The organism is Actinotalea alkalitolerans (assembly GCF_023369855.1).
Taxonomy (GTDB): Bacteria; Actinomycetota; Actinomycetes; order Actinomycetales; family Cellulomonadaceae; genus Actinotalea.
On record NZ_JAMBPP010000013.1, the window covers coordinates 63,795 to 89,142 of the forward strand.

22 protein-coding genes are annotated in these 25,348 nt (G+C 71.0%); 11 read left to right on the forward strand and 11 right to left on the reverse strand.

Going from position 1 to position 25,348, the window contains the following annotated elements:
• The first annotated feature begins 57 nt into the window (after positions 1–57).
• From M1R94_RS15910 to M1R94_RS15925, 4 genes are read left to right on the forward strand one after another with little or no spacing between them, the layout of a single operon-like run.
• Positions 58–900, forward strand: coding sequence for a DUF4097 family beta strand repeat-containing protein (locus M1R94_RS15910; RefSeq protein WP_249382703.1), 843 nt, complete (start codon positions 58–60; stop codon positions 898–900).
• Positions 901–951: 51 nt separating this feature from the next.
• A complete protein-coding gene (locus M1R94_RS15915; RefSeq protein ID WP_249382704.1) occupies positions 952–1,713 on the forward strand; it encodes an ABC transporter ATP-binding protein in 762 nt (253 codons plus the stop codon).
• The gene (locus M1R94_RS15920; protein WP_249382705.1) at positions 1,713–2,537 is read left to right on the forward strand and encodes an ABC transporter permease; all 825 of its coding nucleotides are present in this window, start codon (positions 1,713–1,715) and stop codon (positions 2,535–2,537) included. Before M1R94_RS15915 ends, M1R94_RS15920 begins: the two co-directional genes overlap by 1 nt.
• An 11-nt stretch (positions 2,538–2,548) precedes the next feature.
• Positions 2,549–3,409 (forward strand): nitroreductase family deazaflavin-dependent oxidoreductase, encoded by an 861-nt coding sequence (locus M1R94_RS15925; RefSeq protein WP_249382706.1) that lies wholly within the window; start codon positions 2,549–2,551, stop codon positions 3,407–3,409.
• Between the two features lie 98 nt (positions 3,410–3,507).
• Here the strand turns inward: M1R94_RS15925 and M1R94_RS15930 are convergent, their stop codons facing one another.
• On the reverse strand, positions 3,508–4,569 hold the full coding sequence (locus tag M1R94_RS15930) for a class I SAM-dependent methyltransferase (protein ID WP_249382707.1): 1,062 nt from the start codon (positions 4,567–4,569) through the stop codon (positions 3,508–3,510).
• A gap of 70 nt (positions 4,570–4,639) precedes the next feature.
• Here M1R94_RS15930 and M1R94_RS15935 point away from each other — a divergent pair, with 70 nt between their 5' ends.
• Together M1R94_RS15935 and M1R94_RS15940 are read left to right on the forward strand one after the other, a co-directional pair.
• The gene (locus M1R94_RS15935; protein ID WP_249382708.1) at positions 4,640–5,302 is read left to right on the forward strand and encodes a PadR family transcriptional regulator; all 663 of its coding nucleotides are present in this window, start codon (positions 4,640–4,642) and stop codon (positions 5,300–5,302) included.
• A complete protein-coding gene (locus tag M1R94_RS15940) occupies positions 5,299–6,015 on the forward strand; it encodes a PIG-L deacetylase family protein (protein WP_249382709.1) in 717 nt (238 codons plus the stop codon). Before M1R94_RS15935 ends, M1R94_RS15940 begins: the two co-directional genes overlap by 4 nt.
• Positions 6,016–6,079: 64 nt before the next feature.
• On the opposite strand, the gene M1R94_RS15945 is transcribed toward M1R94_RS15940, so the two are convergent.
• From M1R94_RS15945 to M1R94_RS15960, 4 genes are all read right to left on the reverse strand, one after another.
• On the reverse strand, positions 6,080–6,412 hold the full coding sequence (locus tag M1R94_RS15945; RefSeq protein WP_249382710.1) for a hypothetical protein: 333 nt from the start codon (positions 6,410–6,412) through the stop codon (positions 6,080–6,082).
• Positions 6,409–7,683, reverse strand: coding sequence for a TFIIB-type zinc ribbon-containing protein (locus M1R94_RS15950; RefSeq protein ID WP_249382711.1), 1,275 nt, complete (start codon positions 7,681–7,683; stop codon positions 6,409–6,411). The genes M1R94_RS15945 and M1R94_RS15950 overlap by 4 nt, the downstream gene beginning before the upstream one ends.
• A gap of 8 nt (positions 7,684–7,691) precedes the next feature.
• On the reverse strand, positions 7,692–8,885 hold the full coding sequence (locus M1R94_RS15955) for an SHOCT domain-containing protein (protein WP_249382712.1): 1,194 nt from the start codon (positions 8,883–8,885) through the stop codon (positions 7,692–7,694).
• A 122-nt stretch (positions 8,886–9,007) separates the two neighbouring features.
• On the reverse strand, positions 9,008–9,328 hold the full coding sequence (locus M1R94_RS15960; protein WP_249382713.1) for a DUF5808 domain-containing protein: 321 nt from the start codon (positions 9,326–9,328) through the stop codon (positions 9,008–9,010).
• A gap of 158 nt (positions 9,329–9,486) precedes the next feature.
• Here M1R94_RS15960 and M1R94_RS15965 point away from each other — a divergent pair, with 158 nt between their 5' ends.
• Both M1R94_RS15965 and M1R94_RS15970 read left to right on the forward strand, forming a co-directional pair.
• Entirely contained in the window at positions 9,487–9,720 is a 234-nt protein-coding gene (locus tag M1R94_RS15965) for a hypothetical protein (protein ID WP_249382714.1), read from the forward strand.
• A gap of 83 nt (positions 9,721–9,803) precedes the next feature.
• The gene (locus M1R94_RS15970; RefSeq protein ID WP_249382715.1) at positions 9,804–10,883 is read left to right on the forward strand and encodes a LacI family DNA-binding transcriptional regulator; all 1,080 of its coding nucleotides are present in this window, start codon (positions 9,804–9,806) and stop codon (positions 10,881–10,883) included.
• A gap of 45 nt (positions 10,884–10,928) precedes the next feature.
• Here M1R94_RS15970 and M1R94_RS15975 read toward each other — a convergent pair whose 3' ends face one another.
• The gene (locus M1R94_RS15975; RefSeq protein WP_249382716.1) at positions 10,929–11,375 is read right to left on the reverse strand and encodes a TIGR03668 family PPOX class F420-dependent oxidoreductase; all 447 of its coding nucleotides are present in this window, start codon (positions 11,373–11,375) and stop codon (positions 10,929–10,931) included.
• A 304-nt stretch (positions 11,376–11,679) separates the two neighbouring features.
• On the opposite strand from M1R94_RS15975, the gene M1R94_RS15980 reads away from it, so the two are divergent.
• Together M1R94_RS15980 and M1R94_RS15985 are read left to right on the forward strand one after the other, a co-directional pair.
• Positions 11,680–12,192, forward strand: coding sequence for a S1C family serine protease (locus tag M1R94_RS15980; protein WP_249382717.1), 513 nt, complete (start codon positions 11,680–11,682; stop codon positions 12,190–12,192).
• Positions 12,193–12,230: 38 nt separating this feature from the next.
• On the forward strand, positions 12,231–13,922 hold the full coding sequence (locus M1R94_RS15985) for a SulP family inorganic anion transporter (protein ID WP_249382718.1): 1,692 nt from the start codon (positions 12,231–12,233) through the stop codon (positions 13,920–13,922).
• Positions 13,923–13,946: 24 nt separating this feature from the next.
• Here M1R94_RS15985 and M1R94_RS15990 read toward each other — a convergent pair whose 3' ends face one another.
• From M1R94_RS15990 to pulA, 3 genes are all read right to left on the reverse strand, one after another.
• A complete protein-coding gene (locus M1R94_RS15990; RefSeq protein WP_249382719.1) occupies positions 13,947–14,231 on the reverse strand; it encodes a hypothetical protein in 285 nt (94 codons plus the stop codon).
• Between the two features lie 129 nt (positions 14,232–14,360).
• Positions 14,361–14,669, reverse strand: coding sequence for a hypothetical protein (locus M1R94_RS15995; RefSeq protein WP_249382720.1), 309 nt, complete (start codon positions 14,667–14,669; stop codon positions 14,361–14,363).
• A gap of 74 nt (positions 14,670–14,743) precedes the next feature.
• Positions 14,744–21,469, reverse strand: a complete 6,726-nt coding sequence (gene pulA / locus M1R94_RS16000; RefSeq protein WP_249382721.1) for a pullulanase-type alpha-1,6-glucosidase — start codon at positions 21,467–21,469, stop codon at positions 14,744–14,746.
• A 231-nt stretch (positions 21,470–21,700) separates the two neighbouring features.
• On the opposite strand from pulA, the gene M1R94_RS16005 reads away from it, so the two are divergent.
• The gene (locus M1R94_RS16005) at positions 21,701–21,898 is read left to right on the forward strand and encodes a hypothetical protein (RefSeq protein ID WP_249382722.1); all 198 of its coding nucleotides are present in this window, start codon (positions 21,701–21,703) and stop codon (positions 21,896–21,898) included.
• On the opposite strand, the gene M1R94_RS16010 is transcribed toward M1R94_RS16005, so the two are convergent.
• Complete coding sequence (locus M1R94_RS16010; protein ID WP_249382723.1) at positions 21,882–22,805, reverse strand: pseudouridine synthase; 924 nt, start codon at positions 22,803–22,805, stop codon at positions 21,882–21,884. The genes M1R94_RS16005 and M1R94_RS16010 overlap by 17 nt on opposite strands.
• A gap of 576 nt (positions 22,806–23,381) precedes the next feature.
• Positions 23,382–25,280, reverse strand: coding sequence for an acyl-CoA dehydrogenase family protein (locus tag M1R94_RS16015; RefSeq protein WP_249382724.1), 1,899 nt, complete (start codon positions 25,278–25,280; stop codon positions 23,382–23,384).
• Positions 25,281–25,348: the final 68 nt, after the last annotated feature.

Consider the following 25,348-nt stretch of genomic DNA (forward strand, 5'->3'; position numbering starts at 1 on the left):
TGACTCGCCCGGCGTCCTGCCAGGCCGACCCTCACCGACCACGTCCTTGGAGACCCCATGCCCACTTTCCCGGCTCCGTCACCCGTCCCGGTCTACGTGGACGTGCCCTTCGGCAACCTGCACGTGGTCGCCGGGGAGAGGGACGACGTCGTCGTCACCATCTTGCCGGCCGACCCGACCAAGTCCGGATCTGTCCGCGCCGCCGAGGAGACACGCGTCGGGCGCGACGGCAGTGCCGTCACGATCGTGTATCCGGCAGCCTGGAAGCAGTACGTCCTTCCCTTCGCGGCCGGCGGTGCGATCGTCACGATCGAGCTGCCCGCCGGATCCGATCTCCGTGGCAAGGCCGGCACGCTGTACGCGGAGGGCCGGCTCGGCGACGTCGAGCTCACCCTCAACGGCGGCGAGGCCAGGGTCGACGAGGCTCATCGCCTCGACCTCAAGGTCACGGCCGGGTCGGTTGTGGTGGGCAAGGTCACGGGCGCCGCCGACGTCAGGGCGAGCGCCGGTGCCGTGCGCATCACCGAGCTCGTCGGCGACGGCACGATCCGTGCGGCCAACGGTGCCACCACCGTCGGCTCGTTCACCGGGACCCTGCACGTGGCCGGGGCGCACGCGGAGATCGTCATCGGCAGCGTGAACGGCACGCTGACCGCCAAGTCCGCGCACGCCGACATCCGCGTCGACAGCCTCGCGTCCGGCTCGGTCACGCTGACGTCCTCCTACGGATCGATCGAGGTCGGGGTGCCCGAGGGCACGGCGGCGTGGCTCGACGTCACCTCGGAGCACGGCGCGATCCGCAACCACCTGCTCCCCACCGAGAGCCCGGTCGACCACGAGGCCACCGCGGAGATCCACGTCAGAGCCGGGTACGGCGACGTCATCGTCCGCCGACCCTAGGCACAGCGCCACGGCACCCACACCACGACCATCACCACGAGGAGGACCACCATGCCCAGCGATCTCGCCGTCGACATCCGCGGCCTGCGCAAGTCCTACGGGGACCACGCCGTGCTCGACGGCGTCGACCTGGCCGTCCGCACGGGGACCGTCACCGCGCTGCTCGGCCCGAACGGTGCCGGCAAGACCACCACCGTGGGCATCCTGTCCACGTTGCTCACCCTCGACGGCGGCACCGCCCGGGTGGCCGGGTACGACGTCGTCACCCAGGCGGACGCGGTGCGCGCGGTCATCGGCGTCACCGGCCAGGTGTCGGCCGTCGACGACCTGCTGACCGGCGTCGAGAACCTGCGGCTCATGGCGTCCTTGAACCACCTGGACCGGCGTGCCGGGCGCGAGCGGGTGGACGTGCTCCTGTCGCAGTTCGGGCTGACCGAAGCAGCCCGCAAGCCGGTCTCGACCTGGTCGGGCGGCATGCGTCGCAAGCTCGACCTGGCGATGACTCTCGTCGGGTCTCCCGCCGTCGTGTTCCTCGACGAGCCCACCGCCGGCCTGGACCCGCGCAGCCGGCGCGCCCTGTGGGGCGAGGTGCGGGCGCTCGTGGCGGCAGGCACCACGATCCTGCTCACCACGCAGTACCTCGAGGAGGCCGACCAGCTCGCCGACCGCGTGGCGCTGCTCGACGGCGCTCGCATCGTCGCCGAGGGGACTCCTGCCGAGCTGAAGTCCACCCACGACGCCGGTTCGCTCGACGACGTGTTCCTGCGCCTGACCGAGCCCCCTGCCGACCCGACCACGAAGGAGGTGGCGTGATGACCACCGTGACGATCCCCCCGACGGCGGGTGCCCGCCCGCTGGCCGACACCCTGACCATGCTGCACCGGAACCTGCTGCGTGCAGCCCGGTATCCCGGGCTGACGAGCTTCACCGTCGCCGTCCCGATCGCCCTGCTGCTGCTCTTCGTCTTCATCTTCGGTGGGGCGTTCGGCGCGGGCGTGGCTCCGGGGGTCGCCCCTGGAGCGGAGGGTCGCGCCGCGTACCTCGACTACATCACCCCGACCATCCTGCTCTTCGCCCTCGTCGGCGCGGCGCAGAGCGCGGCGATCAGCGCGGCGATGGACGCCACCAGCGGCATCATGGCCCGCTTCAGGACGATGGCGATCTCTCCCGGGTCGGTGCTGGGCGGTCCGGTGCTCGGCACGATGATCCAGGGGTTCGTCGCGGCCACGGTGGTCCTCGGCCTCGCGGCGGCGCTGGGCTACCGACCTCAGCCGGGGGCGCTGGGGTGGTTGGCGACAGCGGGGCTGTTCGCGCTGGTCGTCTTCGCCATGACCTGGCTGTGCGTGGCGATGGGCCTGGCCGCCACGTCCGTCGAGACGGCGTCGAACACCCCGATGCTCCTGACGGCCCTGCCCTTCCTGGGCAGCGGCTTCGTGCCGGTGGAGACCATGCCGGCCGGCGTGCGCTGGTTCGCCGAGTACCAGCCGTTCACCCCGATCATCGAGACGACGCGGGCCCTGCTCACAGGTGCCCCCGTGGACACCTCGACGATGCTCCAGGCGCTGGGCTGGTGCATCCTGATCGCATCTCTCGGCTACGTCTGGTCCCGTTCCCTCTACCGCCGCGAGCGACGCTGACGGAGGTTGCCGTGCCGATCACCCGGCGCATCACCCGGTTCACCAAGCGTGTCGTCAACCCACTGATGCTCAAGGTCGCCGGGCGCGGTGCGCTGGTCGACCTCGAGCACGTCGGGCGACGCTCGGAGGAGGTGCACCACACGCCACTCATGGCCTTTCGCCGGGGAGAGATCGTGACCGTCGCGCTCACGTACGGCCCGGAGGTCGAGTGGCTCAAGAACGTGCGGAGCGCAGGGGGTGCCCGGATGCACATGAGCGGTGAGCTCCTCACCCTCGGCCCGCCTCGCGACCTGTCGGTGACCGAGGGCCTGTCCCGTGTCCCTCAGCCTCAACGGGCGCTGCTGCGCTGGCCTGTCCGCTGCCGCGACTACGTCGAGCTGCCCGTCGTCGCGGCGGAACGGCCGTCGAGGTCCGGACCGGGCAGGCTCCCGCCGCCGTGGGTGATCCACACGGCCTGGCGCGTGCATCGGACGCTCCACCGCCTCAGCGGTGGTCGCTTCCTGTGGACGCCGGCGAACAAGCGGGGATGGGGTGCGCTGCGTCTGACGGCGACGGGGCGGCGGTCGGGCAGGGAGCGCAGCGTCATCCTCGGCTACCTCGAGGACGGTCCTGACCTGGTGACCCTCGCGATGAACGGCTGGGACGAGGGGCATCCCGCGTGGTGGCTCAACCTCGAGGCGCACCCGGACGCGTTCGTCCGGCTCGCGTCCGGGAGGTTGCGTCCGGTGCGTGCCCGTGCCGCAGCTGGCTCCGAGCGGGATCGGCTCTGGGCGCGTTGGGTCGCGGTGGACCCGCAGCTCGAGGGGTACGCGGCGCGTCGTTCGACCCGGACGCCCGTGGTGGTGCTCGGGCCCCGTCTGGGGTCTGACTAGCGCAGCTCCGGTCGGACCCAGCACGCCACGCCCGCCCCGGTGGGGACGGACGTGGCGTGCGGCGGGCCCGGTGAGGCCCTGGACGTCAGGCCCGCGGGTCAGACCCGCGCCTCGAGCACGAGGTTGAACGGCGTCTCCGCGGCCACCCGCACCCGGCTGAAGCCGGCGGCGTGGAGCACCCCGGTGAGCGCGGCGGGGCCGGCCTGCGCGCCGAGGGCGTGCTGCCCGTCCTGGGCGAGGGCACTGGGGGTGCACAGGAAGGTCGAGCCCGCGTAGTACGTGCGACTGACCGGGCCGACGTTGTCCTCGAGCCGGTCGCCGGCCCGCGGCTCGACCACCATGAGGACGCCGTCCTCGGCCAGCGCGCGGCGTGCCGCGGCGGCTGCTCCGACCGGGTCGCCCATGTCGTGCAGGGCGTCGAAGAAGCAGGCCAGGTCGAAGCCCTGCGGCGGCACGTCGATGGCCGCGCGCTCCTCGTAGCGGACCCGGTCCAAGACCCCTGCCTGGTGGGCGCGGTCGCGGGCGGCGTCGAGCGAGGCACTGTGGATGTCGTAGCCGACGAAGGTCGAGCGGGGGAAGGCCGTGGCCATCACGGTGGTCGACAGGCCGTACCCGCACCCGATGTCGGCCACAGTTGCTCCTGCCTCGAGCCGCGCGGTGACCCCGTCGAGGGCAGGGAGCCACGCCTGGACCAGGCTCGAGCGGTAGGTGGCTCCGTAGAAGCGCTCGACCCCTCGGTACAGGCGCGGGTCGTGGGCACCCCACGGGATCGCCCCGTCGCCGCGGAACGCCTCCTCGAGCAGCCCGGCATCGGCCCAGACCGCGGCGATGATCTCGACGAAGCCTCCGAGGAAGTACGGCGACTCCTCGTCCGCGAGGGCCGCCGCGTGCTCGGGCGGGAGGCGGAAGCGTCCGCCCTCGTGCTCGACGTAGCCGCCGACCGCCTGGTTGCGCAGCCACTCGAGCACGAGTCGCTCGTGCGTCCCGGTGAGCGCGGCGAGCTCTCCCGCGGTCATCTGCTGTCCGGACGCCATCGCCCGGTACAGGCCCAGGCGGTCGCCCAGGTAGGTCGCGGCCGAGCTCTCCGCGGCGGCCAGGTCGGTCACCGCGCGGCCCATGAAGGCCTCGAGCTTCGTCGCGTCGATCGTCTCGACTGTCATGGTTCCTGCCCTTCGTTTGCTCCAGATTGGAGTACAGATAGTTACTCAAGTATGGAGTAGTGTCAACCCCATGTCGCCGACACCCTCGACCACCCAGCGAGCCCTGCTCGGGCTGCTCTCGATCCGCCCGTGGACTGCGTACGACCTGACCCGTCAGATGCGACGGGCCCTGCGCTGGGCGTGGCCGCGCTCAGAGGCGAACCTCTACAACGAGGTCAAGCGGCTGGTCCCGCACGGGCTCGCCACAGCCGTCGAGGAGGAGACGGGGGGCCGCTCCCGGACCAGGTACGAGGTGACCGACCGGGGTCGCGAGGAGGTCTCGGCCTGGCTCGAGAGCCAGCCACCCGCACCGCCGCAGGTCGAGCTCGAGGCTCTGCTCCGTCTGTTCCTGGCCGACCAGGGAACGGTCGACCAGCTGCGTCGCACGATCGCCGAGACCCGCCGGCAGATGCTCGAACGGGTCGAGGAGGGCGTGGTGATCGCGGAGGACTACCTGCACGACCCGCCGTTCCCCGATCGCGCGCACCTCAACGTGCTCTTCATGCACTTCTCGGCCGGCTTCGTCCGCCTCATGCTCACGTGGTGCGACGACGTCGAGGCCGAGATCGACACCTGGCCCGGCACGGCCACGGGGGTCGGGCTGACCCCGGGGACGCGAGCGATGCTCGAGGAGACCCTGGCGTACTACCTGGCGACGCTCGACCAGCACGCCCGGGCACGAGGTGCGACGTGACCGCGCGTCTGACGCCAGGAGACCTGGGGACGGTCCTGGGCGTCTGGGCCCACCCGGACGACGAGTGCTACCTCATGGCCGGCACGGCGATGCTCGCCGCGGGTGCCGGGTCGCACGTCGCGATCGTCTCGGCGACCCTCGGTGAGGCCGGTGTCACCTCCGACGAGGAGCGTTGGCCGGTCGCCCACCTGGCCGAGATCCGGCGGGCCGAGCTCGCGGCGAGCCTGATCGAGCTCGGCCTGGACGACCACACCTGGCTCGGGCTGCCCGACGGCGGACTGGCGGACCTCGCACCCGAGATCGGCGTCGGCCTGGTCGCCGAGGTGGTCGAGCGGGTCCGACCCGACACGGTGCTGACGTTCGGGCCCGACGGCGTCACCGGCCATCCTGACCACGTCGCCGTCGGCCGATGGGCCCAGGAGGCCGCCGTCGCCGTCATGGGCACGGGCTGCCGCGTCCTGGCTCCGACCATGACCGCCGACCTCCTCGCACCGTTCGCCGCGGTCAACGCCGTGGTCTACGAGTGGGGTCCGCCGCCCTGCTCGGCACCCGACGAGGTCGTGATGGAGACCGTGCTGACCGGCGCGCTGCTCGACCGCAAGGTCCGCAGCCTGCGGGCGCAGGCCAGCCAGACCGCAGCGCTCGAGTCGTGGATGGGTGCCCAGACCTACCGTGCATGGGTCAGTGCCGAGCTGTGGGTGCCGAGGGCCTGAGCGACGGGGTCGGGCGGTCTCCCATGATCGGGGGCCACGGTCCACGGCACACCAACCCGGTGGTCTAGTCCTGGTCGAGACCCAGCGTCTGGGACAGGCCACGTCGGGCGCCATGGACCTGGCGGTTGTTCGCGCCCTTCATCCGGGCGTTCGACACCCCCCGCAGCGAGCGGTGGAACTGGTCCGCGGCGCGGACGTCGTGCATCGAGGCCTTCGTCTCGGACTCGTGCCGGTGGCGCTTGTCGGTGTTCCGGTACCTCACGAACATCGCCCCGTAGAAGATGAAGCCCGAGAGCAGGAAGAGGTAGGCGAACCCGGAGCCGTCGCCGTCGGACGAACCGGAGGACGCAAGGAGCTCGGAGGTCGACGCCGTCAGCGCAGCGAGGTCGAGGATCATCCGCCCACCAGGGTGATCAGGGCGAACAGGACGGTGCCGACCACCTGGACCGCGCCGGCGACGAGCAGCAGCCTGCGTTGGTTGACCGGCACGCTGCCCATCGTCTCCCCGGTGCGGGCGTTGACCGCGACGTAGTGCAGGAACGACCGGCCGTTCGGCTTCGTCTCGTGGTAGCTGTAGAGCCAGACCGGCAGGTACGCGGACACCCACCGCTGGCCGACGACCTCGACCTGCTCGGCGTCCCACCGCACGCCGCGGTCGTAGAAGGCCAGGGTCTCGTTGGCCTTGTGCCGGGCGATGTCCTCGGCCTGCACCGTCGCGACCGGCGCGAGCTGGTCGATGTTGCTGTCACGACGTTCAGAGGCGAAGCCGGAGAGGTAGTTGGAGTCGTAGCGGACCGAGTTCTCCACGTCGAACGGCATGATCGAGTTGATGATGTTGTTCGAGTTCTGGGACGTGCTCTGGTTCAGGCGCTCCCGTGAGGACTCCACCGTCAGGTCGTCGATGTGGATGTCGAACTCGCGCACGACGTCGTAGACGTCGGCGTCGTAGACCCGCTTCTCCGTGTCGCCGCTCTTGACGGTGTATGACCGCGTCTGGTGCTCGCCCTGCCCGGTGAGTCTGGCGTGGGCGTTGATGTCGACGACCATGTACGGCAGGTAGACCCCCATGACGTTCTCGGGGTTGAACTCCTCCTTGAACCGGGGGTGGGCGAAGAACGTCCGCTTCGTGACGAAGTCGGCGATGCTCTGGACCGCGGCCGCCTTGGTCATGGAGAACGGCAGAACCATGTCCGGCACCGCACCGTTGGGGATCTGCTGGTTCATCGACAGCGTGTTCCGGCACCAGTGGCACCGGGCCTGGGTGCCTGTGCGGGTGTCGATGACGACCTCGGCCCCGCAGGCCGTGCACCTGAACGTCAGGACCTCGTCGGTGGACGGGACGATGTCGGCCGTGCCCGACCCCACGACGACCCCGGTGAGCTCCCCGATGGCGCCGTTGAGGTCAAGGGTCTCGAGCGCGTTGCCGCTCTGCCACTCGAACCGGCAGTAGCTGCACCGCAGGTTGCCGTTCGCGGGGTTCAGCGAGATCTCCGTGGCACCGCAGCGCAGGCACTTGGCCAGGCCGTCCTCGGCGCCCTCGTCGGTCCGGACGACCCGCGGTCCGGACGCCTCGTCCTGCTCGGGCGTCGTCCCGGGTGCAGGCGGTGCAGGTGGTGGGGGTGGTGGCGGCGCGGCGCCGGCGACCGCGTGGGGGTCGAGGGGATCCATCGTCGCCCCTAGAGGCCGAGGACCTTGGCCTTGGCGGCCTCGTAGTCGGCCTCGGTGATCAGACCCTGGTCGAGCATCGCCTTGAGCTGGGTGAGCTTGGCGACCGGGTCCTCTGCCGCCGGGGCCGCTGCCGCTGCCGGTGCCGGTGCGGGCGGCACGTTGGGCTGCTGCAGTGCACCTGCCGCGCCCGCCGTCGCGTTGACGCCCATGCCGAGGAACGCCATCCCGGCGCCACCTCCGGCGCCGCCCGGGTTCTCACCGGCTGCCTGGAAGCCCCGTGCCGCGGCCTGCTGCATGAACGAGTTGCCCCGTGCGCCGCCGAGCGCGTCGGCCTTCTTGACGTCGCTGAGCAGCGCGCGGGTGTCCTCGTCGTACTCGATCGCCTGCAGCGCGACCTTGACGATCGTCAGTCCACGACCGGTGGTCCACTGGTATCCCTCTTCGACCGCGAGTGCCAGCGACTGGGCGAACCCGATGGCGTCGCCCTGGATGCGAGCGATCCGGTTGCCCTTGCTCGGGTCGTTCGTGTAGTTCGAGAACGCTGCGGCGAGCGATCCGACGACCTCGTTGAAGAGCTGGCTGGCTGCGTCGTTGTCCAGGTCGGAGAAGTCGAAGACGCGTGCGTCCGCCGTGAGGTAGGTCAGGGGGACGAACTGCTTGACGAGCAGGATGGGGTCCACGATGCGCAGCGAGTACGAGCCGCGGGTGACGGCTCCCACCTGGGCGCCGAGGTAGGCGTCGTCCCAGTAGATCTCCGACTGCGTGCCGAAGCGGTTGTTCGGGATCTCCTTGAGGTTCACGTAGAACGCCAGCTGCTGCGAACCGGGCCGACCGCCGAACTTGAAGCGCTCCCAGGACATCGTGACCGTCGGGCTCAGGATGCCGTCGCCGGCGAAGACGGACTGCGAGTTCTGGTCGTCGGAGCTGAAGATGAACCCACCGGGCTCGGCCACCAGCCCGGTGAGCTGGCCGTCCTGGAACGTCAGCAGACCGTAGCCCTCGGGCACCAGGATCCGGCTGCCGTTGGTGATGATGTTCTCGGAGGCCCTGGTGTTGGAGCCGCGTCCTGCGTTCTGGCCCTGGGCCACCGCCGGGAAGAGGGCTGCGGTCGGTGCCAGGTTCGCCGGGGGGGCCAGGAAGTCCTTCCACTGATCCGCGAGCATGCCGCCGACGGCACCGGAGAACGCCTTGATGAATCCCATCCGAGTTCCTCCGCGAGTCCACCGGTGCGGGTCGAGCGCCGCGCAGGAGCCCTGGCGCTGGCCGATCCGTCACCCTGTCGGCACCGCTGCGCCGATCTCCGCGGCACACTACATGATCGGTCTCAGGCCCCGGCAGGGTGTTGTCGGGCTTCGCCCGATCGGCGTACGAGGGCCACGACCTTGCCGATGTTGAGCGTCCAGCCGACGCCGAACACATGGGGCGACAGCAGCGGGCCTTCAGGGTTCCAGACCCGAGCCTTGACCCGGGGCAGCGTCGGTACGCGGAACTCGTACGGGACGAACCCGATAACGACGCCGTGCCACGTGCGCTGATCTGACGGTAGCCGTAGCTCCTTGACGACCGCCGCGACGGCGAGCGCCGCGAATGCGAGCTGCAACGGGCTGGGTCCTCGGCGACCCGCTGATGGGTGGGCAGTGCCCATGTCGATCTCCTTCCGGGTGCTCCCCATCATGCTCGCGCACGGCCCTCGCGCGCCACGGAACGGAGATGCGAGTGCTATTCGTCTTGACCGGTCCAGACAGTCACTTGTACGGTGTCAAGTGATCCACTGTATCGGTACAGAGGCGGATGGAGGCAGTAATGGACGGCATGGGACTCGGCCTGCTGGGCGTGCGGGCCGCGAGGATCGAGGCAGAGAGCGCCCGGCCGTGGGCGCCGGTCCTCCCGCACCGGGCGCGGGGGAGCTCGGCGGACCGGTACGCGGCGGCGATCCCGGTGCGGGCGGCCCGCCCGCGTCGCGTGCTGGCCCGCGCGCTGCACCGTGCGGCGGACGCCGTCGCCCCGGCGTCGAACTGCGTCGACCCGGCACGGTGAGCCGGGCCGACGGGCCGCGAGGCGGAACGGTCCTGCCGGACTACGCTGGGTGGCATGCCGAAGGCGGGGTCGATGTGGGCAGGGTGACCCTGCAGACGGTCGCCGACAAGGTCGGCGTCAGCCGGATGACCGTGTCCAACGCGTTCTCGCGGCCCGACCAGCTCTCGGCGGGGCTGCGCACGCAGATCCTCGCGGCCGCGGCCGAGCTGGGCTACGTCGGCCCGGACCCGGCCGCGAGGGCTCTGGCCCGGCGCAGCGTGGGAGCGGTCGGCGTCGTCCTGACCGACTCGTTGGGCGAGGCATTCCTCGACCCGGTGGCCTCCGCGTTCTTCGGAGCGCTCGCGGACGAGCTCGCCCCGACCGGTATGGCGCTGTCACTGGTGCCTGCGGACGCCGTCGGCGGACGGGTGCCGGCGCGCGACCTGGCTCTGGACGCAGCGGTCATCTACGCGTGCGCAGGGGACACCGACGCCGTGGAGTGGTTGAGCCGTCGGTGCCTGCCCCTGGTGTTCGTCGACCAGGCCCCGCTGCCGGGCAGCGCCGCCGTGCTGCTGGACGAGCGCTCGGGCGGACGCCTGGCCGTCGAGCACCTGGCCGGTCTCGGGCACCGCGACATCGTGGTGCTCACCATGAACAGCGACCGGGACGAGCCCGGCTGGGCCCGCGACCCGCACCGGGTGGGCTCCAACCACGTCTCCAGGGTCCGCACCGCCGGTGCGGTCGAGGCGATCGAGGAAGCCGGGCTGACAGCTCGCGTCTACGAGGTGTACGACAACCGTGACCGGTACGTCGCCGACGGCGCAGCCGCGATCCTCGGCGATCCCCACCGGCCGACCGCTGTGGTGTGCTTCTCCGATCTCATGGCTGCCGGCGTGGTGCGCGCGGCGGAGGAGTCCGGTCTCCGCGTGCCCGACGACCTGTCGGTCGTCGGGTTCGACGACTCCGTCCTCGCCCGAGCCGTGCGGCCTGCGCTGACGACGCTGCGGCAAGACTTCGTGGCCAAGGGTCGCGCGGCCGCGCACGCACTGACCGAGGCCCTCACCGCCGCGCGGGCGACCACCGGCACCAGCCCGGCCGAGCCTGGCGAACCGGCGACCGTGACCATCCCCGTCCAGCTCGTGGTGCGGGAGAGCACCGGGCCGGCGCCGAGCGGCAGCGGGTGATCGGCAGGCACGCCTGCGGTGCCCGGCCGACGGCGTGCCCGTCGGTCACGAACGCGCCTCCCAGCCGGTCCAGCGGTGCACGACCGTGAGGATGACCGGTCCGCGTGGGGGTGTCGTGACGTACTGCGCGTACCGGCGCTGAAGCCGCCGGACCGCGGCCTCGTGCTCCCGACCGCTGTCGACGACCGTCGCCTCGCCGTCGGCACGCACCCACCACAGCTCCTGCCAGTCGGTGGACCAGTGATCGGCCAGCAGCGTCACGCGTGGGTCTGCCGCGATGTTGCGCAGCCGCTGCAACGCGGTCGTGCGCTTGGGCTTGTGGTCGACCGCGACGGTGATCCGGTCGTCGGTCAGGTCGAAGACGACGGGCACCAGGTGGGGTGCGCCATCGGGACCGACGGTCGCGAGGTAGGCGTGCTCGGACGCCCCGAAGCGCCGTCGGCACTCGTCGGGGTCCAGGCCCGGTCGGCGGCCGGGCGGCAGGTCTGCCATGGCTCGCATCTTCGCAGCACGACGCCCTTGCGAGGGCGTGTCCGCCCTGTGCGAACGCCGCGCACGATCCGGGCGGGTGCGAGGTTCCCTTGGTCATGGACACCGACCGCACGCTCGACGACGACGCCCACGGCGCGTGGATCGGGGGCGGGCAGCGCGAGCGTCCTCTCGGCCGACGGGCTGCTCCTGACCAGTGCGCACGTCGTGGCCGGTGCGCAGCAGGCGGAGGCGGCGTTCACCGACGGCACCGAGGTCCTCGCCGACGTCATCTCCCGCAGGCATCGTGTCGGCGCTGGGGCGCTCGTTGCCCACCCGCGCCGGTCGCGTGGTCGACGAGGTCATCCAGACGGACGCGGCCCTGAACCCGGGCAACAGCGGTGGCGTCCTCGCCGACAGCTCCGGCCGCATGGTCGGCGTGGGCACGGCGGTCGCAGGCGTCGGGCTCGGCCTGGCCGTCCCGATCAACGCGACCACCCGCGGACTCCTGCGGACGCTGGTCGAGCACGGCAGGGTGCGGCGGGCCCGGTTGGGCATCGTCGGCGCTCAGGCCCCGCTGCGGCCCGTCCTGGCCGCCAAGCTCGACCGGCGCGACGGGCTGCACGTCTCCGAGGTCGTCACCGGCAGCCCGGCCGACCGCGCGGGTCTGCGACGGGGGGACATCGTCGTCGGCCTCGACCAGCGGACGATCACGTCGACGACCCAGGTGCAGCGCGCCATGGTCGAGGGTGCGATTGGCCGTCGTGTCGAGATCACGGTGTGGCGCAACGGCGCCCTCGTCGACGTCCACGCCCTCCCGCGGGAGCTCACCGACGTGTGACCTGCTCAGCGGTGAGCGAGACCTCCTAGGCTGGCGGGATGGATCGGGGAGGGATCGAGCGGTTCCTCCCCGGTGTGGCCGTCGCCCGCCGCTACCGGCGGGAGTGGCTCAGACCCGACGTCGTCGCCGGGGTGGCGGTCGTGGCCCTGGCGATCCCCGCCGGGATGGGTTACGCCACGGTGGCCGGGCTGCCGCCCGTCACTGGTCTGTACGCCACGATCGTCCCGTTGCTGGTGTACGCGTTGCTCGGTCCGTCGCGGGTCCTCGTGCTCGGGCCCGACTCCGCTCTCGCGCCGATGATCGCTGCTGCCGTCCTGCCCCTGGCGCTCGGCAGCCCCGACCGTGCCGTGGCGCTCGCGGGGACCCTTGCCGTCTTGGTCGGCCTCTTCCTGGTGATCGGCAGGGCGCTCCGCCTCGGGTTCGTCACCGGCCTGCTGTCCAAGCCGATCCGTGTCGGCTACCTCAACGGCATCGCCGTGGTCGTGATCAGCACCCAGCTGCCGACGCTGCTCGGGCTCTCCGTCACGGAGGGCACGGTCTGGGAGCGGATGCGGCGGACTGTCGGCGGGCTCGTGGCGGGGGAGGCGGACCTCACGGCACTGTGGATCGGCACCGGTGCGCTGGCAGTGATCGTGGTCGCGCGGATCCTGCGTTCCCGGGTCCCCGGGGTGCTCCTCGCGGTCGGTGGGTCCATGGTGGTGACGGCGGTCCTCGGCCTGCAGCACACGGTGCCCGTCGTCGGGGAGCTCCCGCGCGGTCTGCCGGCCCCGGCGCTGAGCGGGGTGGGCCTCGGTGATGTCCTGGCCCTCCTCGCCCCTGCCGCCGGGATCGCCCTGATCGCGTTCGCGGACACGGCCGTGCTGGCGCGGACCCTGGCGTCGAGGTCGGGTCGCACCGTCGACGGCGACCAGGAGATGGGTGCGCTGGGGGTGGTCAACGTCGCGAGCGGCATGCTCGGCGGGTTCGCCGTCTCGGGCAGCACGTCCCGCACACCGGTTGCGATCCAGGCCGGAGCGCGCACGCAGCTCGCCGGGGTCACGGCCGCAGCCCTGCTGGTCGCGTTCATGCTCCTGACGCCGGGGCTGCCCGCCTACCTGCCGTCCGGTGCGCTCGCCGCCGTCGTCATCGTGGCCGCGGCGTCCCTGGTCGACGTCCGGACGTTCGTCCGACTGACACGGATGAGCCGGACAGAGCCTGCCCTGCTCGCGGCGGCCTTCCTGGGGGTGGCGTTCATCGGGGTCCTGGAGGGAGTCGTCGTGGCGGTCGTGCTGTCCCTCATGGCGTTCGTCCGTCGGGCTTGGGACCCGTACCGGGCCGAGCTCGTGAGCCTGGACGGGGTACCGGGGTATCACGACCTGGGCCGTCACCCGGAGGGTCACCGCATCCCGGGCCTGGTCATCGCGCGCTTCGACGCCCCGCTGTTCTTCGCCAACGGCGACGTCTTCGACACGTGGGTCCGCGAGCTCGTGCACCGTGCGCCGGCGCCCGTCCGATGGGTGGTGATCGCCGCGGAACCGATCACCGGTGTCGACACGACCGCCGTCGACGAGCTGGTCGAGCTCGACGACCACCTCGAACGGCTCGGGGTCACGATGGTCTTCGCCGAGATGAAGGGCCCGGTCAAGGACCGTCTCGTCCGCTACGGCATGGGCGGACGGTTCGGGCCCGACCACTTCTACCCGACGGTCGCGAGCGCCGTCCGGGCCTACCGCCGCGTCGCCGGCCCCTGAGCGCGCATCAGGACTGCGGCGCCGTCACCCGACGGCGACGAACCCCTCGTGGTCGGGGTCGGGATCGGGGGAGACCGTCCACGTGCGGACATCTCTGCCCGTGCCGTCGTGGTCCTTCTCGTGGACACGGACGGCGCCGTCGTGCTCGTGCTCCCCGGAGCCGGAGACCTCGTGCTCACCTGTGGGGCCCTGGGTGTGCATGGTGGTCTGACCGACGAAGCTCTCGAGCGTCGACGGCTCGTCGCCCTCGACGTCGGTCACGGCATAGGGGACGCCGGAGACGATCATGTCCGGGGTGTCGCTGGTCATGGGGCTGCCTTTCGCTGGTGAGGTCATCGAGGCATCCGCTCCGTCGGCCTGCTCCGTGAGAGTGCGCCCTGTCTGCGTCGAAAGCAAGAGCACCCGGACAGGCGAGCCACCGGGGGAGGGCAGCACGCCTCACAGTGTGCTCGTGCCCCTCCCGGCCAGCATGAACCCGAGGGTGAGGTGCGTCGTCGCGGTGGAGCTCGAGGTCCGCATGTGTCCCCAGGTCGGGAAGACATGGGCCCGTCCGTCCGCCACACCTGTCGCGGTCGTGCGGAACATCTCCTCGTCGTAGAACTGGTCCTTCGCGCCGCCGATGACCAAAGGTGGGGGCGGACACGCGCGAGAGGTCGCCTCGACGTCGAAGGCGTCCTCCGCCTCGATGGTGATCAGCGCGTCGCTCGACCCGCCGGACGCCATCGCGCGCCCCGCCAGCCAGGACACCGGCCGACCGGGCCTCCCGGACGACGAGGGGCCCCGGGACTCCCCGGGGCCCCTCGTCGTCGATGAACTGTCGGTCAGACGAGATCCCTCAGCTGGTCACCGCCACCCGCCTCGGCGAGATCCTCCTCGCCCCGCCGGCGCGTCATCGCCCGCATGCCCACGCCACCCGCGACGGCCAGAGCCGCCAGGAGGGCGATCGCCAGCGCGGCGAACCCGGTGTCGGCGAGCGAGCCGCGGTTCGCCTTGCCCTGCGCGGCGGCATCGGCCGGTGTGCCGGGTCCGGCGGGTGTGCCGGGTCCGGCGGGTGTGCCGGGCCCGCCGGGTCCGGGCGGTGTGCCCGGATCGGTCGGTGTGCCGGGATCGGTCGGGTCGGCCGCCTGCACGTCCACCAGGACGGCGACGGTACGCGCCGGGACCGAGACGGTGCCCGTCGCCGAGTCCCAGGTGGTCTGCAGCACGACGTCGTCGACGCCCTCCTGCTGGACCTCGGAGAGCTCGTACTCGTGACCGCTGTGACCCTCGACGGCCTCCGTGACGGTCTCGTCCGAGGCGTTGAAGACCACGAGCACGCCTTCCAGGTCGCGGTCGACGTCCACACCGCTCCGGTCATCGATGCTCATGTAGATCACGCCTGGGGTGGCGTCCGCACCGCTGTTGGGGAAGGTGACCTTCTCGTTGATCAGGTCAGCCGAGCCGAGGCGGAACAGGTCCGTCGAGAACCGCAGACGGAGCAGATCCTGTGCGGACAGCGTCGCCAGGGCGATGTCCTCGGGCGCCGGCGCGAACGCGTCGTTGCCGAGGAACTCGCGGTGGATGGACCACTTGTCCTCGTTGTCCCCTGCCTGCGGAAGCCCGCGGTTGAAGCCGTTCTGCTCACCGGAGAAGTCGAGCAGGTTGAACCAGTCGCCCGAGTTGTAGCTGTTGCGGTCGAGCGACTTGCTGCGGAGCAGGTCGCTGCCCGCGTGCCAGAACGAGGGCGTCTGGGCCAGTGCGGTGGTCGCCATCGAGAGCGTGTTCATGCGGACCCGGTCGTCCATCGAGGTCTCCCGGGGCAGCTTGAGCGTGAGGACGTCGAACAGCGTCTCGTTGTCGTGCTTGTCGACGTAGGTGATGATCTCCTCCGGGCTGTCGGCGTAACCCGCCGGCTGACCGTTGTAGTCGATCTCGTCACCGCGCTGGACCTCGCCCGCGGACGTCTCGAACGAGAAGTCGCGCAGGTTGCCCGCCAGACCCAGCCGGACCAGGTCCGTCTGGTGCCGAGCGTCGGCCAGCTGCGCCTCCGCCGTTCGGGTGTCCCACTCGTTGGGGTCGGTGTAGGCGCCGTTGCCGAAGCCCTGCCGCATGCGCGGGTCCGCGTCGAAGGGGCCACCACCACGGACGGCATCACGCAGCCGGTCGGAGAAGGTCCCGATCTGGGTGCCGCCCAGGTTTCCCTGACGCGCCTGCTCGAAGCGGGCGTCGTTCTCGACCTCGCCGAAGTTCCAGCCCTCGCCGTACAGGTACACGGCCGAGCCGTCGACGCCGTCCGCGTCCATCGTGAGCGCGTCGAGCGCCTCCCGGACCGCCAGCATGTTGTCCACCGAGTGGTGGCCCATGAGGTCGAAGCGGAAGCCGTCGACCTTGTAGTCACGCGCCCAGACGACCACCGAGTCGACCATCATCTTCTCGGCCATCTCGTGCTCGGTGGCGATGTTCTGGCAGCAGGTCGACGTCTCGATCGCGCCGGTCTGGCTGTTGAGACGGTGGTAGTAGCCCGGTACCACGCGGTCGACGATCGACTTCGGGTCCTGGCCGGCGGCAGCCGTGTGGTTGTACACCTTGTCCAGCACGATCTGCATGCCGTCGGAGTGGATGGCGCCGACCATCGTGCGGAACTCCGCCACCCGGTCGCCACCGTTCTGCTCGACGGCGTACGAACCCTCGGGCGCCGTCCAGTGCAGCGGGTCGTAGCCCCAGTTGAAGCCGTCCTGGTCCCGCATCGAGCTGATGCACTCCTGCTGCTCGGTGGAGTCCGGCGCGAACGACCCGAGGTCGCACGGCGGCGTCAGCTGGGCGTCACGGTCCTCCTCGATCGACGCGATGTCGAACGTCGGCAGCAGGTGGATCGTGGTGATCCCGGCCTCGGCCAGCATCTGCAGGTGCTCGCGGCCGTTCGTGCCCTCCTGCGCGAAGGCGAGGTAGGTGCCACGGATCTCCTCCGGCACGGACTCGTCGTGGATGGAGAAGTCACGCACGTGCAGCTCGTAGATCGTCTGGTCGACCGGACGGACGACGGGCTGCTCGGCCTCGACCCAGTTCTCCGGCTGGAACGCCGGGTCGCTGAGGTCGACGACCACCGAGTGGGTGGAGTTCATCGTCAGTCCGACCGAGTACGGGTCGGTCACGATGTTGTTCTCCACCTGGCCGGTGCTCGGCACGTACACCTCGACGGCGAACTGGTAGAGCGCGCTGCCCCACCCGTCGCCACCGGTGAGCGTCCAGGTGCCGTCGGCGTTGCGCAGCATCGGGGCGCGGACCGGGTCGAGCGAGGCGTCGCCGCGCGGCCAGACCAGCAGGTCGACGTCCTTGGCGGTCGGCGCCCAGAGCGCGAACGCCGGGACCGGACCGGTGAACGTCACGCCGAGCTCGCGATCACGAGCGTCCGCGGCGTACAGGTCGTCCAGGACGCCCGGGATCTGGGCGCCCGTCGCGATGGTCAGCGTGCCGTCGAGCTCCCCGGTGACCATGACCTGACCGGTCAGGATCTCCGCCAGGGTGCTGTCCGATGGCGCGGAGCCACCGTCCCGCACCCGGAAGACCCGGTAGCTCTGCAGGTGCGGGAAACGTGCGGCCACGGCGGCGGGCAGGCCCGCGGAGTCGTGGACGAGGCTGAGCTCGCCCGCGCCCTGCGGAACCACCAGCGCACCGTCGACCACGGCGAGGCCGCCCTCGGCGGCGTGCCGCAGCCGGTACGTGGCGTCGAGGTCGACCGCCGTCGGCAGCGCGACCAGGTCGCGTGCCAGCCAGTGGGCCGCGAAGCCTCCTTGGCCCGGGACCAGCGGCGAGCTGCCCACGATGGTCAGGACGTGGGTCTCGATGTCGTAGCTGAAGCTGATGATGTCGTCCTGGCCGACGGTGAACGAGTAGTTCCCGCCGTTGGGGGCGCCGTCGACGCCGTAGTTCTCGTCCCAGCTCATCCCGTGAGCGACCTTGCCCTCGTAGTTGCCGGCCGGGATCGCGTCGGTGACATAGGTGAAGATGCCGTCACCGTCGGGGTCCGTGAGCATCGAGCGCAGGCAGTCCGGAGCCCAGTCGCCAGGGCAGCCGAGCTCGCTCTGGAAGCTGCCGGCGACCGTGATCACCGGCTGCTGGGCAGTGGTGAAGAACGCCTTGGTCGACGGGTTGAAGTAGTACGCGATCGCCCCGCCGGCGTGGGTGTAGGTGACGTTGCCACCGTTGAAGACGAACTCACCCTCGGTGACGCCGTAGCTCTCGGTCCACGCGCGGTCGATGGCGATCTTGTACTCGTACTCGCCTGCTGCGAGGTCGTCCAGGACGAGCTCCCAGATGCCGTCGGCACGCTCGGTCAGCTGTGCCTGGTCGCACTCCGGCTGCCAGTCGCCCGCGCATCCCATCTCGCTGTTGTGGTCGCCCGGAATCGAGACGGCCTCGAACTGCGGCCAGGGCTCCGGCTCGGGGTCGGGGTCGACGGCTGCTCCCTCGACGACCAGCACGATGGTCTCGGCCGTGGTGTCGAGCGTGAAGACCATCTGGTCGCCGTCAGCACCGACCGTGAACGCGACGTTGCTGCCGTCGGCGTTGCCGTAGGAGACGTCCCAGCCGAGGTCTCGCGTGGCCTTGACCTCGTAGTCACCGGCGGGGATCGCCGACGTCGTGTAGGTGAACACGCCGTCGCCGTCGAAGTCCTCGAGCGTCCCGCCGAGGCACTCCGGGTTCCAGTTGGTCTCGCAGCCCAGGGCCTCCTGCAAGGTGCCCGTCAGGGCGTACAGGTGGCCGTCAGCGGCGTTGTTCGTGAGCTTCTTGGTGACCGGGTCCCACACGAAGGTGACGGACGCGCCGCCCTCCGGGACGGTGTACTCGACGTTGTCCCCTGGAGAGTTCAGGACCCCGTCCGCACCGTAGTTCTCGGCCCACGACCCGCCCACGGCGACCTTGTACTCGAACGTGCCCGCAGGCAGGTCGAAGGTGCCGGTGTACAGGCCGTTGTCCGCGAGGGTCAGGGCAGCCGCTGCGCAGTCGGGCTGCCAGTCACCCGGGCACCCCATCTCGTTGTTGTGGCTACCGGGGACCGTGACCAAGGTGCCCGTGACCGGGGTGCCGGGGCCGTAGTCGTCACCGACCGTTGCGTAGGTGGTCTCCCGCGTCTGGTTACCGCTCGCGTCGACGACGACGGCGGCGTACTCGATCAGGGTGCCGGGCTCGAGACCCGCCGTGGTGTGGAAGACGCGGGGCTTGCCCGTGTCGGAGGTCCCGAGGAGCTGCCAGTCTCCGCCCGCGGCGCGGAAGGAGAACGTGGTCTCGGCGTAGGCCTCCTCGCCGAGCGTGATCTCGAGGGCCTGCAGGCTCGTGACCGGCTGGCCGGCCTCGCCTGCGAACTCGGCCGGGATGCCCTCGGTGCGGACGGGGAGCGGTGTCGCCGCGCGGTACACCACTGCGGACAGCGGCGGCACGGTGATGCTGAGCGTGCCGTCGGCGGCAGAGGTGAGCGGTGCGGTCGCCCCGTAGATGCCGGCGAAGGCGGTCGAGCCGCTCAGCGCGGTCATCTCGGCGGTCTGCTCCGACGCCGTGTTGTTCACCGCGACGACGTACTCGGTCTCCTCGGTGCGGTCCACGCGGGAGATGGCGTAGATGCCGGGGCCGGAGGCGACGTACTGCTCCACCTGTGCGCCGTCGACGAGTGCCGGGTGAGCCTCGCGCAGAGCGGCAAGACCCGCGATCACCTCGTAGATCGCCGCGTCCTGGTCGAAGTGGTCACCGGTGCCCATGACGGTGCCGTCGAGCTTGGCCTGCGTGTGGTAGTCGGTGACCTGGCTGCCGAACATGGTCTGGCGGGCGTCCTTGTCGCCGCCCGTACCGACGAAGCCCTGCTCGTCGCCGTAGTAGACCACTGGCTGGCCGCGGGTGAGGAACATCAGCTCGTGCGCGAGGATCGAGCGCTGCTCGCGCGCGGAGGCGTCACGGACGAAGTACCCGATGCGGCCCATGTCGTGGTTGCCGAGGAAGGTCGGCAGCGCGTACTGGCTGCTGTCGGCCGTGATGTAGAGGTCGTCGCTCTCGAACAGGCCTCGCAGCGGGACGGCAGAGCCGCCCTGCGCCCAGCTCTGCGCGGTGAAGGCGAACGGGAAGTCGAGCACCGAGCTCATGTCGGTGTTGCGGACGTAGGGAGCGGTGTTGCGGGCGTCGCCCTCGTAGACCTCTCCGAACATGAAGAAGTCGGGGTTCACCGTGGCGGTGTGGTCGGTGATCTGCTCTGACCAGTCCTCCCAGAACTCCATGTTCACGTGCTTGACGGTGTCGATCCGGAATCCGTCGACACCGCGGTCGATCCAGCCCTTGAAGATGTCCGCCATGCCGTCGACGACGCGCTTGTCCTCGGTGAGGAGGTCGTCGAGGTTGTCGAAGTCGCCGAACGTGGAGGACTCACCGTTGTAGGTGGACCACCCACGGTTGTGGTAGAGCGAGGTGTCGTTCAGCCACGCCGGGTTCTTGACGTCGGCCTCGGTCGGGTCGACCACCGGGGTGTACGGGAAGTCGACGATCGTCGGGATCTCCGTCCCGGCGAGTGCCTGGACGTCCACCACGTTGCCGTCTGCGTCACGGTACGGGTAGGTCGCGATGTCGCGGTACGGGTAGTACGGGCGGGTGGCTGCCGCCGTCTCCTCGTAGTCGATGACGTCCGCGGTGTGGTTGGTGATGATGTCGAAGTAGACCTTGATGTCCCGTGCGTGGGCGGCGGCGATGAACGCGTCGAGCTCGGCGTCGGTGCCGTAGTGCGGGTCGAGGGCCTCGAAGTCGGTGACCCAGTATCCGTGGTACCCGGCTGAGGCATCGCCCGTGCCCAGGTCCACCTGCACGTACTTGTTCTTGAACGAGGGGGTCAGCCAGATCGCCGTGGTGCCCAGACCCTCGATGTAGCTGAGCCGGTCCGCGAGGCCGGCCAGGTCCCCGCCCTGGTACCAGCCCTTGTCCGTCGGGTCGTAGCCGCTGACCATGCGGTCGGCGTCGTCCGTGCCGCCGTCGTTGTTCGACGGGTCCCCGTCGTCGAACCGGTCGGCCATCACGAAGTAGAACTGCTCACCGGTGCCCGGCTGGCGGACGGGATCAGCGATCGGAGCCGCCGACGGGTCGGTCGAGGTGGGCGACACCCCCACGCGACCGGTCTCGAGATCGAGCGACACGTCGAGCTCGGCCGTCCCACCCACCGTCAGCCGGATGTTCTGGCTGCCTTCCGCCGTGCTGCCCCCACGGCCGTAGGCGGTGTTGTCCCATGACCGGTCGGTCAGGACCTTGAACTCGTAGGAGCCTGCAGGCAAGGTGACCGTCGTCGCGAACTGCGTCGGGGCGCCCTCGACCTGTGTGAGGTCGCCGTCGGAGCAGCTGACATCCCAGTCGTCGGCGCAGCCGATCTCGCTCTGGAGCGACCCGACGAGGCTGTACACCTCTCCCGCGGCGTGTGCGGGCGGGGCGAAAGGTGCTGCTAGTGCTCCCATGAGCGCGACGGCGAGCGCAAGGAGCGCGGCGACGGTCGAGCGGGGGGAGCGCAGGACGAACGAACGAGACAGGCTCTGGCCCGATGCCATAGGGGACTCCATTGTCGGCATGCGCGATTCTGCCCGGCCAGTGCCAGGCGAGTCGGACTGTAACGACTTTCTGCAAACTGGTGCAATAGCGCGTCAGTACTTGCAGCACGGGTATCACCCGGATGCGCGGCACAGGTCGCCCCGCGGGGACCCTTGGTCGCGGGCAGCGCCGAGCAGGATGGTCCTGGGAGGGGGCCGACGTGGACCGGATCGAGCCCGGGCAGATGGGTGATGAACCTCGGTGGGTTCGTGCTCCTGGGGATCTCGCCGCTCGCTTTCGCTCTGGCTTGCCGATCGCTGCTGCGACCCAGTGGCTGGCGTGAGGTCGTCGTCATGCTCCTGCAGCGGGCCGCGGGGGTGGCGATGGTCTGGCTGTGCGCCGTCGGGGTCCGACTGGCCGCCGCCGGTCGGGTCAGCCCTGCGCGGTGAGCGGCAGCGACCGGACGCTGCGGAACTGCCGGGGCTGCCCGTCGACCGGGTCGGTGAACGCGACCTCGGCCGCGAGGAGCTGCAGGGGCCGGCGGAAGTCGTCGACCGCGACGTCGCGCACGACGGGGTAGAGCGGGTCGTCGACGATGGGGATGCCGAGCCCGAGCAGGTGCAGGCGCAGCTGGTGGGTGCGGCCCGTGCGGGGTGTGAGCCGGTAGACCCCTCGGCCGTCGACCTCGTGCTCGAGCTCGACACGCGTCTCGGCGTTGACGGGCGCGCCGGGCACGACCTCGGCGCACCAGGTGCCGCGTTCCTTGCGGATGTGGTTGCGGACGACGGTCGGCAGCTCGAGGTCGGCGCGCAGCGGGGCGAGCGCGCGGTACGTCTTGTCCACCGCGTGCCGCTCGAACGCCGTCTGGTAGGCGCCCCGCCACCGTTGCTCGGTCGCGAGCATTAGCAGGCCGGACGTGATGCGGTCGAGGCGGTGCAGCGGCGACAGCTCAGGCAGGTCGAGCTCTGCCCGCAGCCGCACGACGACGCTCTGCATCACGTGCCCGCCTCGCGGGATCGTGGCGAGGAACGGCGGCTTGTCGACCACCACGAGGCGCTCGTCGCGGTGCACCACGTGGATGCGGCCCGGCACCTCGGGCTCGTCACGCAGGTCGCGGTGGAACCAGACGAGCCGCTGCGGCGCATAGGGGTCCGCCTCGCCCAGCGCGCGGCCGTCCTCGTCCACGAAGCGGCCCTGCGCCAGCATTCCGGGTACGTCGACGTGCTCCGGGAGGCGGTGGCGCAGCCACGCGCCCATCGTCAGCCACGGGGCAGTGCTCTGGGGATCACGGTCGGGGGTACGCAGGCGCGCGGCCGCGAGCCCGTGGCGTGCCGGGAGCGGGGAGCGAGGAGGCACCGGTCGATGGTACGAGGCGCACATCGGTGCGATCGATCTCGACTGCACGGAGCGCTTCGGTAGACCACCTGCTCGGCGACGGCAACACCCAGCAAGCGCAGCACGAGCTCGACGACACGGTTGAGGGCCGTGTAGCCCCTCATCTGCATGCGGAACTCCGACCCGAGCACCAGGTGCGCGGGAGCGTCGACGACGCCATGGACGGAGCCGCTGCCATCGAGCGTCGCGTGCTCGTGCGGGTTGGTGAGGAGCGCGAACACGGCCGACGGCGGCGCTGCGACAGTGACGCTGCGACGTACCACGGTGGGGCTGGGCGACGTTCTCACCGGCTCGCGGACTGCGCGCGCGAGGGCTCGACGGTCGGGGCTGGGGGTGCTGGTCATGGCGCTCCTCCTGATGCGCGACGGGCACGGTGCCTGTCGTTCACAGGTCTGACGCCGAGACATGCTCGCGCAACCGATGTCGCGTGCCCGGGCTGAGGGGCGAGCAGCGCGCTCACGGCAGGGGATGAGCCCCGTGCCGCTGGTCACGTCGAACACATGCACCACGTGGTGGTCCCGATCCTGATCCTGAGGCTCAGGGACCGCTCGAGGGGGTGGCGATCCACGGCCCCGTGCCCTCGGAGGCGTCGATCACGCCGTCCTCGAGCCAGCGTGCCGTGCCCCGCATCACGGCCTCGGACGTCGCACGGTCCTGCCGGTCGGTGTTGCTCCGGAGGCGGCGGAAGAGCTCGTCGACCCGGGTGCGGGACTGCGCGCAGAACGCATCCGCGAGCATGACGGCCGCTGCGCCCTGCTCGGGGTCCAGGGAGCGGAGGTGCTCGGCCCGCGTGCAGACGGCCGACATCGCGAACAGCTCCGCCCCGATGTCGACGATGCGCCCCAGGAGGACCTGTCGTCGGTCGAGGCCCGCCTGCCACCGTGCCATGGCATAGAACGTCCGCCGGGCGAGGGCCCGCGAGGAGCGTTCGACGAAGCGGACGTGGCGGGCGAGCTGGGCCAGCTCCCCGTACGCGCCGGGCCGGACCCCCTCGCCGACGACGAGCCGTGGTAGCCAGCGGGCGTAGAAGCCGCTCGCCCGCGCGGCGGACCGGGCCTTGGACCGGAGGTCCGCGTCCCGAGAGGCAAGGTCGCCGGCCGCGGTGAGGTGGGCGTCGACCGCCTCACGTGCGACGAGCAGCCGCATGATCTCCGAGGAACCCTCGAAGATCCGGTTGATCCGCATGTCCCGCAGCAGCTGCTCGGCGGGGACGGCGCGCTCCCCGCGGCCCGCCAGCGAGTCGGCGGTCTCGTAGCCGCGCCCGCCGCGGATCTGGACGAGGTCGTCGGCGACCCGGAAGGCCATCTCGCTCGCCCAGAGCTTGGCGAGGGCTGCCTCGATCCGCACGTCCTTCTGGCCGGCGTCCGCCAGGGCGGCCGACACCTCGAAGACCGACTCCAGGGCGAAGGTGGTCGCCGCGATGAACGCCAGGCGCTTTCCCACGGCCTCGTGCTCACCGATGGGCCGTCCCCACTGGACCCGCTCGGTGCACCACTGGCGGGCGATCCCCAGGGCCCACTTCGAGCCCCCGGCGCAGATCGCCGGGATGGACAGTCGGCCGGTGTTGAGGGTCGTCAGGGCGATCTTGAGCCCCTGGCCCTCGCGGCCGATGCGCTGGGAGGTCGGGACGTGGACCCGGTGGAAGCGGGTGACACCGTTCTCCATCCCCTTGAGGCCCATGAACGAGTTGCGTGCCTCCACGGTGATCCCGGGGCTGTCGGCCTCGACCACGAAGGCCGTGATCCCGCCGCGGCCACCGTCGTGCGGAGGGACCACGGCCATCACGACGAGGAGCTCGGCGATGGGACCGTTGGTGGTCCAGAGCTTCACCCCGTCGATGAGGTAGCCGTCGCCGTCGGGTGTCGCCGTCGTGCTCAGGCGAGCGGGGTCGGACCCGACGTCGGGCTCGGTGAGAAGGAAGGCCGAGATGGCGCCGCGGGCGCAGCGGGTCAGGTACTCCTGCTTCTGCTCCTCGGTGCCGAACATGCGCACGGGCTCGGGCACCCCGATGGACTGGTGCGCGGAGAGCAGCGCGCCGAGGGAGGGATGCACCGAGCTGACCATCATGAGCGCCCGCCCGTAGTGCACCAGAGGCAGGCCCAGCCCGCCGTACTGCCTCGGGATCTTCATCCCGAAGGCGCCGAGCTCACGCAGACCTGCGAGGTAGTCGTCGGGGACGTGGTCCTCGCGCTCGATCCGGCGGCCGTCGAGCGTTCGGCAGTACGCCTCGAAGGCATCGAGGAAAGCCTGCCCGCGCGCGGCGGTGTCCGGGTCCGGCACGGGGTAGGGGTGGATGAGCGAGAGGTCGAACGCGCCGAGGTAGATCCCCTTGGCGAAGCTCGGACGGCTCCACGAGGTATCCCGGGCCGCCTCGGCGACCTCCCGTGCCCGGCGCTCGCCCGACGTGGTCTGCCCGTGCGTGGCGCGTTCGCTCATCGCAAGCCCCTCCCGGCGGGGCCTGTCGAGAACGGGCCAGCCGCTCCCTGTCGATGCTACTCCCGGGT

Coding starts and splice junctions, on each gene's coding strand:
- M1R94_RS15950 (WP_249382711.1), bottom strand. CDS start 7,683: ATGGATCCCCTCGACCCCCACGCGGTCGCCGGCGCCGCGCCGCCACCA.
- M1R94_RS15935 (WP_249382708.1), top strand. CDS start 4,640: ATGTCGCCGACACCCTCGACCACCCAGCGAGCCCTGCTCGGGCTGCTC.
- M1R94_RS15965 (WP_249382714.1), top strand. CDS start 9,487: ATGGACGGCATGGGACTCGGCCTGCTGGGCGTGCGGGCCGCGAGGATC.
- M1R94_RS15985 (WP_249382718.1), top strand. CDS start 12,231: ATGGATCGGGGAGGGATCGAGCGGTTCCTCCCCGGTGTGGCCGTCGCC.
- M1R94_RS16015 (WP_249382724.1), bottom strand. CDS start 25,280: ATGAGCGAACGCGCCACGCACGGGCAGACCACGTCGGGCGAGCGCCGG.
- M1R94_RS15915 (WP_249382704.1), top strand. CDS start 952: ATGCCCAGCGATCTCGCCGTCGACATCCGCGGCCTGCGCAAGTCCTAC.
- M1R94_RS16005 (WP_249382722.1), top strand. CDS start 21,701: ATGAACCTCGGTGGGTTCGTGCTCCTGGGGATCTCGCCGCTCGCTTTC.
- M1R94_RS15975 (WP_249382716.1), bottom strand. CDS start 11,375: ATGGCAGACCTGCCGCCCGGCCGCCGACCGGGCCTGGACCCCGACGAG.
- M1R94_RS15960 (WP_249382713.1), bottom strand. CDS start 9,328: ATGGGCACTGCCCACCCATCAGCGGGTCGCCGAGGACCCAGCCCGTTG.
- M1R94_RS15990 (WP_249382719.1), bottom strand. CDS start 14,231: ATGACCAGCGACACCCCGGACATGATCGTCTCCGGCGTCCCCTATGCC.
- M1R94_RS15945 (WP_249382710.1), bottom strand. CDS start 6,412: ATGATCCTCGACCTCGCTGCGCTGACGGCGTCGACCTCCGAGCTCCTT.
- pulA (WP_249382721.1), bottom strand. CDS start 21,469: ATGGCATCGGGCCAGAGCCTGTCTCGTTCGTTCGTCCTGCGCTCCCCC.
- M1R94_RS15930 (WP_249382707.1), bottom strand. CDS start 4,569: ATGACAGTCGAGACGATCGACGCGACGAAGCTCGAGGCCTTCATGGGC.
- M1R94_RS15910 (WP_249382703.1), top strand. CDS start 58: ATGCCCACTTTCCCGGCTCCGTCACCCGTCCCGGTCTACGTGGACGTG.
- M1R94_RS15955 (WP_249382712.1), bottom strand. CDS start 8,885: ATGGGATTCATCAAGGCGTTCTCCGGTGCCGTCGGCGGCATGCTCGCG.
- M1R94_RS15920 (WP_249382705.1), top strand. CDS start 1,713: ATGACCACCGTGACGATCCCCCCGACGGCGGGTGCCCGCCCGCTGGCC.